General features: G+C 63.8%; 17 protein-coding genes. All 17 read left to right on the top strand.

What is annotated here, in order from left to right; genetic code table 11:
- The first annotated feature begins 110 nt into the window (after window positions 1–110).
- Window positions 111–4,895, top strand: coding sequence for a glutamate synthase-related protein (locus tag BUB23_RS09450; protein WP_245801223.1), 4,785 nt, complete (start codon window positions 111–113; stop codon window positions 4,893–4,895).
- A gap of 9 nt (window positions 4,896–4,904) precedes the next feature.
- Window positions 4,905–6,368 carry a glutamate synthase subunit beta gene (locus BUB23_RS09455; RefSeq protein WP_073102858.1) on the top strand — a complete coding sequence of 488 codons (1,464 nt, stop codon included), beginning with the start codon at window positions 4,905–4,907 and terminating at the stop codon, window positions 6,366–6,368.
- Between the two features lie 135 nt (window positions 6,369–6,503).
- Window positions 6,504–7,061, top strand: coding sequence for a chromate transporter (locus BUB23_RS09460; RefSeq protein WP_143160933.1), 558 nt, complete (start codon window positions 6,504–6,506; stop codon window positions 7,059–7,061).
- Window positions 7,058–7,588 (top strand): chromate transporter, encoded by a 531-nt coding sequence (locus tag BUB23_RS09465; protein WP_073102860.1) that lies wholly within the window; start codon window positions 7,058–7,060, stop codon window positions 7,586–7,588. Before BUB23_RS09460 ends, BUB23_RS09465 begins: the two co-directional genes overlap by 4 nt.
- 92 nt (window positions 7,589–7,680) lie before the next feature.
- Window positions 7,681–8,508 (top strand): ABC transporter ATP-binding protein, encoded by an 828-nt coding sequence (locus BUB23_RS09470; protein ID WP_073102861.1) that lies wholly within the window; start codon window positions 7,681–7,683, stop codon window positions 8,506–8,508.
- Window positions 8,505–9,293 carry a lipid asymmetry maintenance ABC transporter permease subunit MlaE gene (gene mlaE, locus BUB23_RS09475; protein WP_073102862.1) on the top strand — a complete coding sequence of 263 codons (789 nt, stop codon included), beginning with the start codon at window positions 8,505–8,507 and terminating at the stop codon, window positions 9,291–9,293. The genes BUB23_RS09470 and mlaE overlap by 4 nt, the downstream gene beginning before the upstream one ends.
- A 19-nt stretch (window positions 9,294–9,312) precedes the next feature.
- Complete coding sequence (mlaD, locus tag BUB23_RS09480) at window positions 9,313–9,888, top strand: outer membrane lipid asymmetry maintenance protein MlaD (RefSeq protein WP_084135925.1); 576 nt, start codon at window positions 9,313–9,315, stop codon at window positions 9,886–9,888.
- Window positions 9,889–9,939: 51 nt separating this feature from the next.
- Window positions 9,940–10,776: an MlaA family lipoprotein gene (locus BUB23_RS09485; protein WP_073102863.1), complete on the top strand. Its 837-nt coding sequence runs from the start codon at window positions 9,940–9,942 to the stop codon at window positions 10,774–10,776.
- A gap of 14 nt (window positions 10,777–10,790) precedes the next feature.
- Window positions 10,791–11,447, top strand: a complete 657-nt coding sequence (locus tag BUB23_RS09490) for an MlaC/ttg2D family ABC transporter substrate-binding protein (RefSeq protein ID WP_073102864.1) — start codon at window positions 10,791–10,793, stop codon at window positions 11,445–11,447.
- 68 nt (window positions 11,448–11,515) lie between these two features.
- Window positions 11,516–12,307 (top strand): ABC transporter ATP-binding protein, encoded by a 792-nt coding sequence (locus BUB23_RS09495; protein WP_073102865.1) that lies wholly within the window; start codon window positions 11,516–11,518, stop codon window positions 12,305–12,307.
- The gene (locus BUB23_RS09500; protein WP_073102866.1) at window positions 12,304–13,098 is read left to right on the top strand and encodes an ABC transporter permease; all 795 of its coding nucleotides are present in this window, start codon (window positions 12,304–12,306) and stop codon (window positions 13,096–13,098) included. The genes BUB23_RS09495 and BUB23_RS09500 overlap by 4 nt, the downstream gene beginning before the upstream one ends.
- 5 nt (window positions 13,099–13,103) lie before the next feature.
- Window positions 13,104–13,352, top strand: a complete 249-nt coding sequence (locus BUB23_RS09505; RefSeq protein WP_073102867.1) for a BolA family protein — start codon at window positions 13,104–13,106, stop codon at window positions 13,350–13,352.
- A complete protein-coding gene (gene murA / locus BUB23_RS09510) occupies window positions 13,345–14,610 on the top strand; it encodes a UDP-N-acetylglucosamine 1-carboxyvinyltransferase (protein WP_073102868.1) in 1,266 nt (421 codons plus the stop codon). The genes BUB23_RS09505 and murA overlap by 8 nt, the downstream gene beginning before the upstream one ends.
- Window positions 14,607–15,284, top strand: a complete 678-nt coding sequence (hisG, locus tag BUB23_RS09515; RefSeq protein WP_073102869.1) for an ATP phosphoribosyltransferase — start codon at window positions 14,607–14,609, stop codon at window positions 15,282–15,284. The genes murA and hisG overlap by 4 nt, the downstream gene beginning before the upstream one ends.
- A gap of 90 nt (window positions 15,285–15,374) precedes the next feature.
- Window positions 15,375–16,691 (top strand): histidinol dehydrogenase, encoded by a 1,317-nt coding sequence (gene hisD, locus BUB23_RS09520; RefSeq protein ID WP_073102870.1) that lies wholly within the window; start codon window positions 15,375–15,377, stop codon window positions 16,689–16,691.
- A 2-nt stretch (window positions 16,692–16,693) separates the two neighbouring features.
- Window positions 16,694–17,281 (top strand): imidazoleglycerol-phosphate dehydratase HisB, encoded by a 588-nt coding sequence (gene hisB, locus BUB23_RS09525; protein ID WP_073102871.1) that lies wholly within the window; start codon window positions 16,694–16,696, stop codon window positions 17,279–17,281.
- 21 nt (window positions 17,282–17,302) lie between these two features.
- Entirely contained in the window at window positions 17,303–17,956 is a 654-nt protein-coding gene (hisH, locus tag BUB23_RS09530; protein WP_073102872.1) for an imidazole glycerol phosphate synthase subunit HisH, read from the top strand.
- Window positions 17,957–18,032: the final 76 nt, after the last annotated feature.

Raw genomic sequence — 18,032 nt, forward strand, 5'->3', positions numbered from 1 at the left:
TTATCTTTCCCCTACTGCACTGCACCAAGCCTTAGCCGCGACGGCCCGTATCTCTGAATTCCGGGCCGTACGCTTGTCTATACGGTGCCAATCGACCTGCGAGTCCTCCTATGTCCAAGTCTCTAACCGCTACGTCCACTCCTGCCCGCGCGCCAGGCGCCGGCCTGCCCGCCGGGCGCAAGCCCACAGTGGTCGCCGCCGCGCCGGCTTTCGCGCGGGCCTCGAGCCTGGCGCCGTCCGCCCAGGGCCTGTACAGCCCTAATCACGAACACGACGCCTGTGGCGTGGGGTTCGTGGCGCATATCAAGGGGCGCAAAAGCCATGCCATCATCCAGCAAGGGCTGAAGATTCTTGAAAACCTGGACCATCGCGGCGCGGTGGGCGCCGATGAACTCATGGGCGACGGCGCGGGCATACTGATCCAGATTCCCGATGCCTTGTACCGCGAGGAAATGGCGGCCCAGGGCGTCGAGCTTCCGCCGCCCGACGAATACGGCGTGGCCATGGTGTTTCTGCCCAAGGAAATGGCTTCCCGCCTGGCCTGTCAGCAGGAACTCGAGCGCGCCGTGCGCGACGAAGGCCAGGTCGTGCTGGGCTGGCGCGACGTGCCCATAGACCGCGATATGCCGATGTCGCCCACCGTGCGCGCCTGTGAACCGGTGATACGCCAATTGTTCATCGGCCGCGGCAACGACATCATGGTGCCCGATGCGCTGGAGCGCAAACTGTACGTCATCCGCAAGACCGCCAGCCATGCCATCCAGCACATGCAGCTGGCGCATGGCCGGGAATACTTCGTGCCGTCGATCTCGGTGCGCACGGTGGTGTACAAGGGGCTGCTGCTGGCCAACCAGGTGGGCTGTTATTACCGCGACCTGGCCGATACCCGCGCGGTGTCGGCGCTGGCCATGGTGCACCAGCGTTTTTCAACCAACACCTTCCCCGCCTGGCCTTTGGCCCACCCCTACCGCATGATCGCCCACAATGGCGAAATCAATACGGTAAAGGGCAACTTCAACTGGCTGCGCGCCCGCGAAGGCGCGATGCAATCGGCGGTGCTGGGCGACGACCTGCCCAAGCTCTACCCGATAGTCTACGAAGGCCAGTCGGACACGGCCACTTTCGACAACTGCCTGGAATTGCTGGTGATGTCCGGCTATTCCCTCGCGCATGCCATGATGATGATGATTCCCGAGGCCTGGGAACAACACGCCGACATGGACGAAAACCGCCGGGCGTTCTATGAATACCATGCGGCCATGATGGAGCCATGGGACGGCCCCGCCGCAGTCGCCTTCACCGACGGCCGCCAGATAGGCGCCACGCTGGATCGCAATGGCCTGCGCCCGGCGCGCTACCTCATCACCGACGACGACATGGTGATCATGGCGTCGGAAGCCGGCACCCTGCCTATCCCGGAGCACCGCATCATCAAGAAATGGCGCCTGCAGCCGGGCAAAATGTTCCTGATCGATCTGCAGCAGGGCCGCATCATCGACGACGCGGAAATCAAGTCGCAACTGGCCAACACCCGCCCCTACCGCCAATGGATCGAGCGCCTGCGCCTGAAGCTCGAATCGCTGCCCGCCCAGAAGCTCGACGACGCGAACCCCAAGGCCGTGTCGCTGCTGGACCGCCAGCAGGCTTTCGGCTGGACCCAGGAAGACTACAAATTCATCCTGCAACCCATGGCCGCCACGGGCGAAGAAGCCATGGGCTCCATGGGCAACGATGCGCCGCTGGCCGTGTTGTCCAGCCGCTCCAAGCCCTTCTACAACTATTTCCGGCAGTTGTTCGCGCAGGTGACCAATCCGCCCATCGACCCGATACGCGAGCAACTGGTGATGTCGCTGGTATCGTTCATCGGCCCCAAGCCCAACCTGCTGGACATCAACAACGTCAACCCGCCGCTGCGCCTGGAAGTGACGCAGCCGGTGCTGGACGTCGCCGCCATGGCGCAAATCCGCAACATCGAAAAAATCACTGCGCACAAATTCCGCAGCTATGAGCTGGACATCACCTACCCCACCGCCTGGGGCCCGGACGGCATCGAGGCCTGTATTGCCTCGCTCTGCTCCAACGCTTCCGACGCCGTGCTCAGCGGCTACAACATCCTGCTGATCAGCGACCGCAACATCGACAGCGAGCGCGTCGCCATTCCGGCGCTGCTGGCGACGTCGGCCATCCACCTGCATCTGATACGCGCCGGCCTGCGCACCAGGACCGGCCTGGTGGTGGAAACCGGATCGGCCCGCGAAGTCCACCATTTCGCCCTGCTGGGCGGATATGGCGCGGAAGCCATCCACCCCTACCTGGCGCTGGAATCGCTGGCGGCAATGGAACACCCCGAGAAGGCCATCAAGAACTATATCAAGGCGATCGACAAGGGCTTGAACAAAGTCATGTCCAAAATGGGCATTTCGACCTATATGTCATACACCGGCGCGCAGATTTTCGAAGCCGTCGGCCTGAACTCCAGCCTTATCGGCAAATACTTCACCGGCACCGCCAGCAATATCCAGGGCATAGGCATTTTCGAAGTCGCCGAGGAAGCGCTGCGGGTGCACCGGGCGGCCTTCAGCGGCGACCCCGTGCTCAACAATGCGCTGGACGCCGGCGGCGAGTACGCCTGGCGGGTGCGCGGCGAAGAGCACATGTGGTCGCCCGATTCCATCGCCAAGCTGCAGCACGCCACGCGCGCCAACAACTACAGCACCTACAAGGAATACGCCCAGTTGATCAACGACCAGTCGCGGCGCCACATGACGCTGCGCGGCCTGTTCGAATTCAAGGTCGACCCCGCGCGCGCCATACCCCTGAGCGAAGTCGAATCCGCCAAGGACATCGTCAAGCGTTTCGCCACCGGCGCCATGTCGCTGGGCTCGATCTCGACCGAAGCGCATACCGTGCTGGCCGTCGCCATGAACCGCATCGGCGGCAAGTCCAACACCGGCGAGGGCGGCGAAGACGAGCTGCGCTACCGCGCGGAAATGCGCGCCGGCAAGAGCACCGTCAAGAAGGGCGACACGCTGGCCTCCTTCCTGGGCTCGGACCGCATCGAAGCCGATGTGCCGCTGACGGCGGGCGATTCCCTGCGCTCGCGCATCAAGCAGGTGGCTTCGGGCCGTTTCGGCGTATCCGCCGAATACCTGTCCAGCGCCGACCAGATCCAGATCAAGATGGCGCAAGGCGCCAAGCCCGGCGAAGGCGGCCAGCTGCCCGGCCACAAGGTATCGGAATACATCGCCAAGCTGCGTTATTCGGTGCCCGGCGTAGGGCTGATTTCGCCCCCGCCGCACCACGATATCTATTCCATCGAAGATCTCGCCCAGCTGATCCACGATCTCAAGAACGTGAACCCCAGGGCCTCGATTTCGGTCAAGCTGGTATCGGAAGTGGGCGTGGGCACGGTGGCTACCGGCGTGGCCAAGGCCAAGGCCGACCACGTGGTGATCGCCGGCCATGACGGCGGCACGGGCGCTTCGCCCGTATCTTCCATCAAGCATGCCGGCACCCCGTGGGAGCTGGGCCTGGCGGAAACCCAGCAGACGCTGCTCTTGAACAATCTGCGCAACCGCATCCGCGTCCAGGCCGACGGCCAGATGAAAACCGGCCGCGACGTGGCCATAGGCGCGCTGCTGGGCGCCGATGAATTCGGCTTCGCCACCGCGCCGCTGGTCGTGGAAGGCTGCATCATGATGCGCAAATGCCATCTGAACACCTGCCCGGTGGGCGTGGCCACGCAAGATCCGATACTGCGCAAGAAATTCCAGGGCAAGCCGGAACATGTGGTGAACTACTTCTTCTTTGTGGCCGAGGAAGTGCGTGAAATCATGGCGCAATTGGGCATACGCACGTTCGACGAGCTGGTCGGGCGGGTGGACCTGCTGGACATGCGCCCGGGCATCGAGCACTGGAAGGCGCAAGGGCTGGATTTCAGCCGCGTCTTCCACGCGGTGCCGACGACTACGCCACTGTATCAGACCCAGTCGCAAGACCACGCCCTGGACCACGCCCTGGACCACCAATTGATAGAGCGCAGCAAGGCCGCCATCGAGCGCGGGGAAAAGGTCTCGTTCATCACGCCGGTGCGCAACCGCAACCGCACCATAGGCGCGATGCTGTCCGGAGTCGTGGCGTCGCGCTACGGCCATGAGGGCCTGCCCGACGACACCATACACATTCAGTGCAATGGCGCGGCCGGCCAGAGCTTCGGCGCCTTCCTGGCGCACGGCATCACGCTGGACCTGGTCGGCGAAGCCAACGACTACGTGGGCAAAGGCCTGTCGGGCGGCCGCATCATCGTGCGCTCGCCCAACGACTTCCGCGGCTTCGGGCCCGACCATATCATCGCCGGCAATACCGTGCTGTACGGCGCCTTGTCGGGCGAGGCCTACTTCAACGGCGTGGCCGGCGAACGCTACGCCGTGCGCAATTCGGGGGCGGCCACCGTGGTGGAAGGCACGGGAGACCATGGCTGCGAATACATGACGGGCGGCACCGTGGTGGTGCTGGGCGCCACCGGCCGCAACTTTGCCGCCGGCATGTCGGGCGGCGTGGCCTATGTCTGGGACCCGGACAACACCTTCCGCCAGCGCTGCAACCTGTCCATGGTGGAACTGGAACGGCTCATGTCGCACGCCGAGCAAAACGAGCTGGGCCAGCCGGAAACCTGGCACAGCGCCATTCGCGGCGGCGAGCGCGAAACCGACGAAACAATAGTGCGGCGGCTGATCGAGGACCACTACCGCTATACCGGCAGCTTCCGCTCGCGCGACGTGCTCGATGACTGGAACCGCGCCCGCCTTTCCTTCGTCAAGGTCATGCCCACTGAATACCGGCGCGCCCTCGGCGAGCTCTGGCGCGCGGTCAACCCACAACAAATTGCTGCCTGAGGAAAAGACATGGGCAAGATTACCGGCTTTCTTGAATTCCAACGCGTCAAAGAAACCTATGAAGCGCCGCTCAAGCGCCTCAAGCACTGGAACGAATTCGTCCACACCCTGAGCGACGACGAAGCCAGGCAGCAGGGCGCGCGCTGCATGGATTGCGGCATCCCGTTCTGCAGCAGCGGCTGCCCGGTCAACAACATCATTCCCGACTGGAATGACCTGGTCTACCGGCAAGACTGGCGCAGCGCGCTGGACGTCCTGCATTCCACCAATAATTTCCCGGAATTCACCGGGCGCATCTGCCCCGCCCCCTGCGAGGCCGCCTGTACCCTGAACATCAATAATGACGCGGTGGGCATCAAGTCCATCGAGCACGCCATCATCGACAAGGGCTGGCAGCAAGGCTGGGTGCTGCCGCAGCCTCCCGCCCGCAAGACCGGCAGGAAAGTGGCCGTGGTCGGGTCGGGCCCGGCCGGGCTGGCATGCGCCCAGCAACTGGGCCGCGCCGGACACTCGGTGACGGTATTCGAAAAAAGCAATCGCATCGGCGGCCTGCTGCGCTACGGCATTCCCGATTTCAAGCTGGAAAAATCCCACATCGACCGCCGCCTGGCGCAGATGGAGGCCGAAGGCGTGGAGTTTTGCCCATCCACCTATGTGGGCGCCGCCGAGCATGCCGAGGAAGGCCTGAACACGCGCACCCCCGAATCGCTGCAAGAAGAATTCGACGCCGTCGTGCTGACGGGCGGGGCCGAGAACCCGCGCGACCTGCCGGTGCCGGGCCGCGAATTGCGCGGCATACACTACGCCATGGACTTCCTGCGCCAGCAGAACAAAGCCAACAATGGCGACCGGGTAAGCAAGCAGATCAGCGCCAAGGACAAGCACGTCATCGTGATCGGCGGGGGCGACACGGGCTCGGATTGCGTGGGCACCAGCAATCGCCAGGGCGCGGCGTCGGTCATGCAGTTCGAGTTGATGTCCAAGCTGCCTGAAACGGAAGACAAGGCCCTGACCTGGCCCTACTGGCCGGCCAAGCTGCGTTCGTCCTCATCGCACGCCGAAGGCTGCGAACGCGACTGGGCGGTGGCGACCAAATCGTTCGAAGGCAAGAACGGCAAGGTGGAAAAACTGATAGCCGTGCGCGTCGAATGGTTCAAGGACAAGGCCACGGGCCAGATGAAAATGCGCGAAGTGGAAGGCTCGCAATTCGAGCTGCCCGCCGACCTGGTGCTGTTGGCGATGGGCTTCGTATCGCCCGTCAAGAACGTGCTGGATGCGTTTGGCGTGGACCTGGACGCCCGCGGCAACGCGCGCGCCAACACGGATGACTACATCACCAGCGCCGGCAAGGTGTTCGCCGCCGGCGACATGCGGCGCGGCCAGTCCCTGGTGGTATGGGCGATACGCGAAGGCCGCCAATGCGCAAGATCGGTGGATGAATTCCTGATGGGAACCACCACGCTGCCGCGCTGAGCAAGCGCCGGAAATGCAAAATTGGGCGCCCGAGCCGGCCGCGCGGCGCCGGCTGGCGGTATTATCGCTGTTTCCTTACGATGAACAAGAATGCGACTCGTGGCTGCCGCGCCTGGCCATTCGAATACGATGCTAATGAACACGCCCGCCCAGACTTCCGCCCCGCCCTCTTTGCTCACCATGTTCCTGGCTTTTTCGCGCATAGGCATCACCAGCTTCGGCGGAGGGCTGAGCGGCTGGCTCATGCGCGAGTTCGTGCGGCAGCGGCGCTGGATCTCCGAAGAGGAGTTTCTTAGCGGCCTGGCGCTGTCGCAGGCCTTTCCGGGCATCAATGTGGTCAATTTGTCGATCTGGATAGGCTACCGCCTGCGCGGCCGCAACGGGGCCCTGGCCGCCGCGCTGGGCATGGTCCTGCCGTCCATGTGCGTGGCCATCGTCATGGCCGTCGCCTTCGCGCAAGTGAGCCATTCGAAAACGGCTCACCTGGCGCTTGCCGGCATCGCCGCCGCCGCCATCGGCCTGTCGCTGGAAATGGGGCTGCGCGCGGCCCGCTATACGCTGCGCAGCCCGGTGCCTTTCCTGATCATGGCCGGCACCTTTATCGCCATCTTCGTTTTCCAGCTGAATCTGGTCGGCGTCGTCCTGGTGGCGGCCCCCTGCTCCATCGCGGCCGCCTGGATACGCGCGGCATGATAGAAATCCTGATCCAGCTGCTGCGCGTATTCGCGCCCCTTTCCTTTCTGACCATAGGCGGCGGGCAAAGCATCATTCCCGCCATTCACCATCAATCGGTGGAAGCCCACCACTGGATCACCAACGCCCAGTTCCTGGACTTGTTCGCCCTGTCGCGGCTTACTCCCGGCCCCAAGAGCCTGCTGGTCACCCTGGTCGGCTGGCAGACGGCGGGCCTGGCGGGGGCCCTGGTGGCCTCGTTCGCCATTTTCGTACCCTCCGCGGTGCTGGTGTACTACCTGGCCAAGCTCTGGGCGCGCTATGAAGACAGCCTCATAATAAAGGCGGTCGAACGCGGCATGGTGCCGGTCGCCGCCGGCATGATCCTGGCCGCCACCGGCACCATCCTGCGCGCCGCCGAAGGCGGCGCCTGGGCGTGGGGGGTGGCCGCGGCCGCCACCGCCGCGCTGTTCTGGACGCGCATCAGCCCCATCCTGCTGCTTGCGCTGGGCGGCCTGCTGTTCGTGCTGATACAACCTGCAACGTGATTTAACCGCGGTAATACAGCGTCAACCCCTGGCAACCCAAGCCGGCGCCACAACAGGATACAATGCAAGGCTTATCGTCAGGCTTGGACCTCATGAATTCGCCGACCTCCGCTGACCCTATCGTAAAATTCACCAATGTCGCCCTGGGCTACGGCGACCTCACGGTCCTGCAAGGCATAGACATCGAAGTCCGGCGCGGGCAGGTGGTGGCGATGATGGGCGGATCGGGCTCGGGCAAAACCACCCTGCTGCGCGCCGCGACCGGGCAGATCACCGCCCAGAAGGGCACGATCAGCGTATTTGGCAGCGATATCGCGGCCGTATCCGGCGAAGGCCTGCGCGAACTGCGCCAGCGCATGGGCGTGCTGTTCCAGCAAGGCGCCTTGTTCACCGACCTGAACGTCTTCGAGAATGTGGCGTTTCCCTTGCGTGAACACACGCAGGTGTCCGAGAGCCAGATCACCGAGCGTGTCCTGGAAAAGCTCGACGCCGTGGGCTTGCGCGCCGCGGCCCACCTGGGGATTTCGGAAGTGTCGGGCGGCATGGCGCGGCGCATCGCGCTGGCGCGGGCCATAGTGCTTGAACCCGAACTGATCCTGTACGATGAACCCTTTGCCGGACTGGACCCGATCTCCATGGGGATCACGGCCCAGCTGATCCGCAGCCTTACCAACCGGCTGAATTGCGCGTCGGTGCTGATTACGCACGACGTCGCCGAGTCTTTCATGATTGCCGACCATGTGTATATGGTCGGGCAGGGCAGGCTGATCGCCCAGGGCGCTCCCAAGGATTTGTCGGCGTCCCAGGACCCCTATGTGCACCAATTCCTGAACGGCGAGCCGGATGGGCCGATTGCTTTTCATTACCCCACTTCGCCCGCTTTCACGAAGTGGCTGCAACAACACACGGGCCGCTCATGACATCCCCTGTAAAATCCATTGCCACGCTGGGCGGCCGAGTGCGCCATGGCGTCGTCGGGCTCGGCGCCTTCATGCGCCTGGCCGGCGCCATCCTGGTGCGCAGCGGCAGCGCGCTCAAGCGCCCCGGCCTGGTTTCCCAGCAAGTCCATTTCATCGGCAACTATTCCTTGCTGATCATTGCCGTGTCCGGGCTGTTCGTGGGCTTCGTGCTGGGCTTGCAAGGCTATTACACACTCAGCCGCTATGGCTCCGAAGAGGCCCTGGGCCTGCTGGTCGCGCTGTCGCTCACCCGCGAACTGGGCCCCGTCGTCACGGCCCTGCTTTTCGCCGGCCGCGCCGGCACTTCGCTGACCGCCGAAATCGGCCTGATGAAGGCCGGCGAGCAATTGGCGGCCATGGAAGTCATGGCGGTGGACCCCATACGCCGGGTCCTGGTGCCGCGCTTTTGGGGCGGCGTGATCGCCATGCCCATCCTGGCCGCGGTGTTTTCCATGGTCGGCATCCTGGGCGGCTGGGTCGTGGGCGTGCTGCTGATCGGCATAGATCCGGGCGTCTTCTGGTCGCAGATGCAGGGCGGCGTGGATATCTTCAAGGATGTGCTGAACGGGGTATTCAAGAGCGTAGTGTTCGGCATTGCGGTAACGCTGATCGCCTTGCATGCGGGCTGGACCGCCAAGCCCACGCCCGAAGGCGTTTCGCGCGCCACGACGCGCACCGTGGTCGCCGGCTCGCTGGTTGTGCTCGGGCTGGACTTTGTGCTGACCGCGCTGATGTTCAGCAATTAACGATATAGATGGATTAATCATGACGCGTGAAAAAACCGATTTCTGGGTAGGCCTGTTCGTGCTGGTGGGCGCCATCGCCTTGGTGTTCCTGGCTCTCCAGGCCGGCAATATGAATTCGTTTTCGCTGGCCCCCACCTATCAGGTGCAGGCTCATTTCGACAACCTCGGCGGGCTGAAGGTGCGGGCCCCCGTCAAGAGCAGCGGCGTGGTGGTCGGCCGGGTAGCCGGCATCAGCTTCGACAATGAGCGCTACCAGGCCGTCGCGACGCTCGACCTGGAGCAGCGCTATGAATTTCCCAGCGATTCGTCGGCGTCCATCCTGACGTCGGGCCTGCTGGGCGAGCAATATATAGGCATAACTCCCGGCGGCGACGATAAAATGCTCGAACAGGACAGCGAAATCCAGTACACGCAAAGCGCCGTCGTGCTGGAAGAGCTGATCAGCAAATTCCTGTATAGCTCCGCCGACAAGGAAGGAACGTCCGCGCCGCAAGCGGCTCCAGCCGCCCCGGCGGCGCCCGGCCAGCACGACGGCGCCGCGGCAAATGCCCCGGGCGGCGCGGAATCGGCCGGCGGCGTCCCGCCCAGACCCTGAATTGGGAACTGGCGTTTACAATCCTAGTTGTTCATAAAAACTGAAAAAGACATGAATCAATTTTCTACTCCGGTGCCCAAGTCCGGCGGGCGGATGATCCGGATGGCCGCAATGCTGGGAGCCACGACGCTCGCGGCCGGCTGCGCCACGGTCAACCACCCCAATCCGGACGACCCCTGGGAAAGCTATAACCGCGGCATGTACACGTTCAACGATACGGTCGACCGCGCCTTGCTCAAGCCCATAGCCAGCGGCTACGACGCGCTCACGCCGCAGCCGGTGCAAACCTGCATCCATAATATTTTCAACAATGTGGCCGATGTATGGTCCGCGGCCAACAGCTTCCTGCAGGGCCGCGGCCACGATTTCGTCAATACCCTGGGGCGCGTGCTGTTCAACTCCACCATGGGCCTGGGCGGCTGTATCGACGTGGCTTCCATGAACGGCTCGCGGCGCATCCAGAACGATTTCGGCGTGACGCTGGGCGTCTGGGGCGTGAAGTCCGGCCCTTATGTCGTGCTGCCCTTCCTCGGCTCCAGTTCGGTGCGCGACGGCACGGGCACCCTGGGCACCTTCGCGGCCGGGGTTTCGCCCATCACGCCGGTGTTTGAAATCGACAATGTTCCGCTGCGCAATTCCATTATCGGCCTGTACGTCGTCGACACGCGCGCCAGCCTGCTGGACGCGGACAAACTTGTCAACGAGGTGGCGCTTGACCGCTACAGCTTTATCCGGGATGCTTACATGCAGCGGCGCAAAGCGCAGGTAGACAGCCGCCGGGCCGACGCAGGGCTGCCGGACTACGGCGAAGACAACCTGCCCGACTACTCGGACGATGAGGCTCCCGCTACGCCGCCGCCGGCGCCCGCCGCAACAACCCCGCAGTAACCAGGATTTTTTTTATGTTTAAAGCTTTCAGTTCCATCTTGTCACTGGCCCGCGCCCGGCGCCTGCTCGGCGCCGGCCTGCTGGGCCTGGCCGGGCTGGCCACAGGGGCCGCGCAAGCCCAGGATCCCGTCGACGCCACCCATTCGCCCAGCGATTTCGTGCAAACCGTCGCCAACAATGCCTTGAACGCCATCAAGAAGGATCAAGGCGTCAAGTCGGGCGACCTTGGCCGCATCAACCGGGTCGTCAATGAATACGTGCTGCCCTACGTGAACCTGGAAAAGACCACGCGCCTGGCCGCCGGGCGCTATTGGCGCCAGGCGACGCCTGAACAGCAAAATGCCCTGGTGCAGGCATTCAAAGGCACGCTCATCCGCACCTATAGCGGCGCATTCACCCGGGTGAACCAGAAGTCCGCGTTTTCCATGCTGCCCTTCCGCGGGGACGCCAATGCGGCCGACCTGGTAGTGCGTTCGACACTGTCGCAAGACAACGGGCCGGCGGTGGGCATAGACTACCGCCTGGAAAAAACCGCCCAGGGCTGGAAAATCTACGATCTGAATGTGGAAGGCATCTGGCTGATCCAGAATTACCGCAACCAGTTCTCCCAGCAGATTTCGCAGAACGGCATCGACGGCCTGATCGCGGCGTTGAACCAGCGCAATCAGTAATCCCGCTCAGGGAGCGCGGCTATAATGCACAGCTTGGCTTAATTTCGAGCCAGGCTTTTTTTATTGCCATGTCTGCCCTTACTCTAGAACATATCTCCAAGATATACGCCCCGCGCCCCCGCAGCATGACGGAATGGCTGTCTTCAGCGCCCAAGGCGAAAGGCTTCCAGGCCCTTGACGATGTCAGCCTGACCGTCGAATATGGCGAGTTCTTCGGACTGCTGGGCCCTAACGGCGCGGGCAAGACCACGCTTATCTCCATTCTGGCCGGCCTGGCCAGGGCCACCTCGGGCACCGCGCGCATCTGCGGCTACGATGTCGTCGGCGATTTCAAGCAATCGCGCCGCTCGCTGGGCGTAGTGCCCCAGGAAATCGTCTACGACCCTTTCTTTACCGTGCGTGAAACCTTGCGGCTGCAATCCGGCTACTTCGGCTTGCGCGACAACGACGACTGGATAGACGAGGTGCTGAGCAATCTGGGCCTGGCCGACAAGGCCGACGCCAATATGCGCGCGCTGTCTGGCGGCATGAAGCGGCGTGTGCTGGTGGCGCAGGCCCTGGTGCATCGCCCGCCCGTCATCATTCTCGACGAGCCCACCGCCGGCGTCGACGTCGACCTGCGCCGCACGCTGTGGGAATTCATTGCGCGCCTGAACAAGGAAGGCCACACCATATTGCTGACCACGCACTACCTGGAGGAAGCCGAAGCGCTGTGCGGCCGCATCGCCATGCTCAAGGGCGGGCGCGTCGTCGCGCTGGACACCACCCAGGCCCTGCTGGCGCGGGTCGGCGGAAACGACCTCGAAGATGCTTTCGTGCGCATCATGCATGACGACGACTTCCTGGGAGTCACGGCATGAGCTCCTTGCCCCTGATCAAGCCGCGCACCGACATGGGGTCGGGCTTTCCCACGCTGCTGCGCAAGGAGCTTTCACGCTTCTGGAAGGTGGCCTTCCAGACGATTGCCGCGCCGGTGCTGACCGCGCTGCTGTATCTGCTGGTCTTCGCCCACGTGCTGGAGGGCCGGGTGCAGGTGTATGGGACCGTGCCTTACACCGCGTTCCTGATCCCCGGCCTGATGATGATGAGCATGCTGCAGAATTCATTCGCCAACCCGTCATCGTCGCTGATGCAAAGCCGCATCACGGGCAACCTGGTGTTCATCCTGCTGCCGCCCCTGTCGCATCGCGAAATCTTCAGCGCCTATATACTGGCGGCTATCGCGCGCGGCCTGTGCGTGGGCGCCTGTGTCTGGCTGGTGGCCCTGTTCTTCGTCATCCTGCCGGTCGCCCATATACTTTGGGTGCTGGTGTTCGGCGTGCTGTCCTGCGGCATCATGGGCACCCTGGGCCTGATAGCGGGGCTATGGTCGGAGAAATTCGATCATCTGGCGGCCTTCCAGAATTTCCTGATCATGCCGGCCACCTTCCTGTCAGGGGTGTTCTATTCCATACACAGCCTGCCGCCGTTCTGGCAGGCCGTCTCGCGCTGGAACCCGATTTTTTATACGATAGACGGCTTTCGCTACGGCTTTTTCGCGGTGTCGGACGTATCTCCCTGGCACAGCCTGGCGGCGGTCTCCGCCGTGTTTATCGTGCTCTGTTTCTTTGCCATGCGCCTGTTGGCCAGCGGCTATAAACTACGGAACTAATTGCTATGTTGCCTACTCCAGAACAAGTACGCCAGTACATCGCCGACAATCTGCCCTGTGACCATCTTGAAGTGCAGGGCGACGGCTCGCACTTCGAGGCGCTCATCGTCAGCCCGGCCTTCGACGGCAAGCGCCTGATCGCCCGCCATCAATTGGTGTATTCCGCCCTCGGCGAACGCATGAAGGCCGAGATCCATGCCTTGTCCATGCGCACCCTGACTCCCGCCGAATACAAGGCGAATCCGAATGGATAAACTGCTGATTACCGGCGGCAACCGCCTCAAGGGCGAAATCACGGTATCGGGCGCCAAGAACGCGGCGCTGCCCATTCTGTGCGCCAGCCTGTTGACGGCCGACACCATCGCGCTGGAAAACGTGCCCGACCTGAAAGACATCGGCACCACGCTGCGATTGCTGGGGCAGATGGGCGTGCAGTCCGAACGCGGCGGCGACGGCATCCTGCAGTTGAACGCCTCCCTGGTGGACAGCCTGGAAGCGCCCTACGAAATGGTCAAGACCATGCGCGCCTCCATCCTGGTGCTGGGGCCGCTCTTGACGCGCTTCGGCGAAGCGCGCGTCAGCCTGCCCGGCGGCTGCGCCATTGGCCAGCGCCCGGTCGACCAGCACATCAAGGGCCTGGAGGCCATGGGCGCCGATATCCGGATCGAACACGGCTTTGTCGTGGCCAAGGCCAAGCGGCTCAAGGGCGCGTCCATACGCACCGACATGGTCACCGTCACCGGCACCGAAAACCTGATGATGGCGGCGGTCCTGGCCGAAGGGCGGACCACGCTGGAGAACGCCGCGCGCGAGCCTGAAATCATCGACCTGGCCGAACTGCTCAACAAGATGGGCGCGCGCATACAGGGCCACGGCGGCGACCGCATCGTCATCGACGGCGTGGACCGCCTGCATGGCGCCAGCCACCGGGTGGTGGCCGACCGCATCGAAGCCGGCACCTTTTTGTGCGCGGTGGGCGCCACCGGCGGCGAGATCATGCTGCGCCAGGCCGCGCCGCAAACCATGGGCGCGATTATCGACAAGCTGCAGGAAGCGGGCCTGACCATCGCCTGCGGCGACGACTGGATCCATTGCGCGATGAGCCAGCGGCCGCGCGCGACCGGCTTTCGCACACGCGAATATCCCGGCTTTCCCACCGATATGCAGGCCCAGCTGATGGCGCTCAACACCATCGCCGACGGCACGGCGGTCATTGTCGAGAATATCTTCGAGAACCGCTATATGCACGTGCAGGAGCTCGGCCGCATGGGCGCCCGCATCGATATCGACGGCCACACCGCGGTGGTGACCGGGGTTGCGCAACTATCGGGCGCCACCGTCATGGCCACCGACCTGCGCGCCTCGGCCAGCCTGGTCATCGCCGGCCTGGCCGCCTGCGGCGACACGGTGGTCGAACGGATTTACCATCTGGACCGCGGTTATGAGCGCATGGAAGAAAAGCTGCGCTCGGTCGGAGCCGACATTCAACGCCTAACCCGGGAAGCCGCATGAGCCCTGCCAGCCTAGAAAGACCCCTTACGCTAGCCTTGTCCAAAGGGCGCATCTTCGACGAGACCATGCCTCTGCTCGAAGCGGCCGGCGTGCGGGTGGCCGAGAACCCCGAAACCTCGCGCAAGCTGATACTGCCCACCAGCAGCCCCGATCTGCAGCTGATCATCGTCCGCGCGTCCGACGTGCCCACCTATGTGCAATACGGCGCGGCCGATTTCGGCATTGCCGGCAAGGATGTGCTGTACGAACACGCCGCCCAGCATCCCGGCGGCCTGTACCAGCCTGTAGACCTGAATATCGCCCGCTGCCGCCTTTGCGTGGCGGTGCGCCGCGGCTTCGATTACGAAGCGGCCGTGCGCCAGGGCTCGCGGCTGCGCGTAGCCACCAAGTATGTGCAGGCCGCCCGCGAGCACTTTGCGCGCAAGGGCGTATATGTCGATCTGATCAAGCTTTACGGCTCGATGGAGCTTGCCCCGCTGGTAGGCCTGGCCGATGCCATCGTTGACCTGGTTTCCACCGGCGGCACCCTCAAGGCCAACAATCTGGTGGCCGTCGAAGACGTCGCCGAGATCTCGTCGCGCCTGATCGTCAACCAGGCATCGCTCAAGACCCGCGCGGCCAAGCTGCAGCCGCTCATCGATTCGTTCGCGCGGGCCTCGGCGGCCCTGGGCTGAAGCGGGTCTTCAAGCCCGGGGCCATACGGGAAATTCGGCCGCAATACGGTATACACTCCCTGTATATGCATTTGCCTGTTACACAACATCATGTCACTCATTACACGCCTGACCACCCAGTCCGATTCATTCGAGCGCACCCTGCGCGCATTGCTGGCCTTCGATGCCTCGCAAGACGAGTCCATTGAACGCGCCACGGCGGATATCCTGCGCGACGTGCAGGCGCGCGGCGACGAGGCGGTGCTGGATTACACCCGGCGCTTCGACCGCGTGGCGGCGCCCGGCATTGCCGCGCTGGAAATCGAACGCGGCGAATGGCTGGCGGCGCTGATCGCCCTGCCCGGAGAGCAGCGCCGGGCGCTGGAAACCGCCGCCGAGCGCGTGCGCGTCTACCATGACCACCAGCGCGCCCAGACCTGGACCTATACCGAAGCCGATGGCACGGTGCTGGGCCAGAAAATCACGCCCCTGGACCGCGTCGGGCTGTACGTGCCCGGCGGCAAGGCCGCCTACCCGTCCTCGGTGCTGATGAACGCCGTTCCCGCCAAGGTGGCGGGCGTGGAAGAAGTCATCATGGTGACGCCCACGCCCGACGGCGTGCGCAACCCCATGGTGCTGGCCGCGGCCGCCATAGGCGGCGTGGACCGCGTCTGGGGCATAGGCGGCGCGCAAGCCGTCGCCGCCCTGGCCTATGGCACGCAAACCCTGGCGGCCGTGGACAAAATCGTGGGCCCGGGCAATGCCTATGTGGCCGCCGCCAAGCGCCGCGTCTTCGGCACCGTGGGCATAGACATGATCGCCGGCCCGAGCGAGATCCTGATCATCGCCGACGGCACGACGCCCGCCGACTGGATCGCCATGGACCTGTTTTCGCAGGCCGAGCACGACGAAATGGCCCAGGCCATCCTGCTGTGCCCCAGCGCCGGCTACCTGGACGAGGTCGAAGCCGCCATCGGCCGCCTGCTGCCATCCATGCCCCGCGCCGATATCATACGCAGCAGCCTGGCGCAGCGCGGCGCGCTGATACTCGTGCGTGACCTGGCCGAAGCCTGCGCCATCGCCAACAATATCGCGCCCGAGCACCTGGAAATTTCCACCGCGGATCCCCAGCGGTGGGCCGATGAAATCCGCCATGCCGGCGCCATTTTCCTGGGCCGCTACAGCTCGGAAGCGCTGGGCGATTATTGCGCCGGCCCCAACCACGTATTACCCACCTCGCGCACTGCCCGGTTTTCTTCACCGCTGGGCGTGTATGATTTCCAGAAGCGCTCCAGCCTTATCCAGGTATCGCAAGCGGGCGCTCAAACACTGGGGCGCGTAGCGGCCACGCTGGCCTATGGCGAAGGGCTGCAGGCCCATGCCGCCAGCGCCGAATACCGCCTCGACAAACCTGACCTGAAGTCCTGAACATGCGCACTGCCGACATCACCCGAAACACCAACGAAACGCGCGTGCGCGTTTCCATCAATCTCGATGGCACCGGCCGTCAGACCATCAATACAGGCGTGCCTTTCCTGGACCACATGCTGGACCAGATCGCGCGCCACGGCCTCATCGACCTGGACATCCAGTGCGATGGCGACACCCATATCGACGATCACCACACGGTGGAAGACGTGGGCATCACCCTGGGCCAGGCCTTTGCCGCCGCCGTCGGCGACAAGGCCGGCCTGCGCCGCTACGGCCATTCCTACGTGCCGCTGGACGAAGCCCTGTCGCGCGTGGTGATCGATTTTTCCGGTCGCCCGGGCCTGTACTATCACATTCCTTTCACGCGCTCGCATATCGGCCGGTTCGACGTCGACCTGGCGCGCGAGTTCTTCCAGGGCTTTGTCAACCATGCGCTGGTGACCATGCATATCGACAATCTGCGCGGCGAAAACTCGCATCATCAATGCGAAACCGTGTTCAAGGCCTTCGGCCGCGCGCTGCGCATGGCCACCGAACTCGACCCCCGCAATGCCGGCGTCGTGCCGTCGACCAAGGGCGTCCTTTAAACCGTTGAACGGCTGCTTCCCGTGAATACTATCGCCATCGTTGACTACGGCATGGGCAATTTCCATTCGGTCGCGCGCGCCCTCGCGGCCGCCGCGCCCGATGCCGACATCAAAATCTGCAACAACGCCCGGGACATCGACCAGGCCTCGCGCGTGGTCTTTCCCGGCCAGGGCGCGATGCCCGACTGCATGCGCACCCTGACCGAATCGGGCCTGCGCGACGCCGTTATCCGGGCGGCGCGCAACAAGCCCCTGCTGGGCGTATGCGTGGGCGAGCAGATGCTGTTCACCCAAAGCGAGGAAGGCCCGGTATCCTGCCTGGACGTCTTTCCCGGCCGGGTAAAACGCTTCGCCGGCCCGCAATACGCCAGCCGCGCGCATCCTGCCCGGGACCAGGAATTGCTGAAAGTTCCCCATATGGGCTGGAACCGCGTGCAGCAGTTGCGCGACCACCCCCTGTGGGCGGGCATCCCCGACAACAGCCATTTCTATTTCGTTCATAGCTATTACGTGGAGCCCGATGATCCCGACCTGACCGTAGGGGTTAGTCACTACGGCGTGAGCTTTACCTGCGCGGTCGCAGCGGCTAACATTTTTGCCGTGCAGTTCCATCCGGAAAAAAGCGCCGATCACGGTCTGCGCCTGTACCGCAATTTTGTCGACTGGAACCCGTAAACTGTCCACAACGCAGCAGGCAAGCGCAATATCAGGTACTGTCGGCAATACCACATCCATTTGTTCCCATTCATTG

It is taken from the genome of Pollutimonas bauzanensis (assembly GCF_900129885.1).
GTDB lineage: Bacteria > Pseudomonadota > Gammaproteobacteria > Burkholderiales > Burkholderiaceae_B > Pollutimonas > Pollutimonas bauzanensis.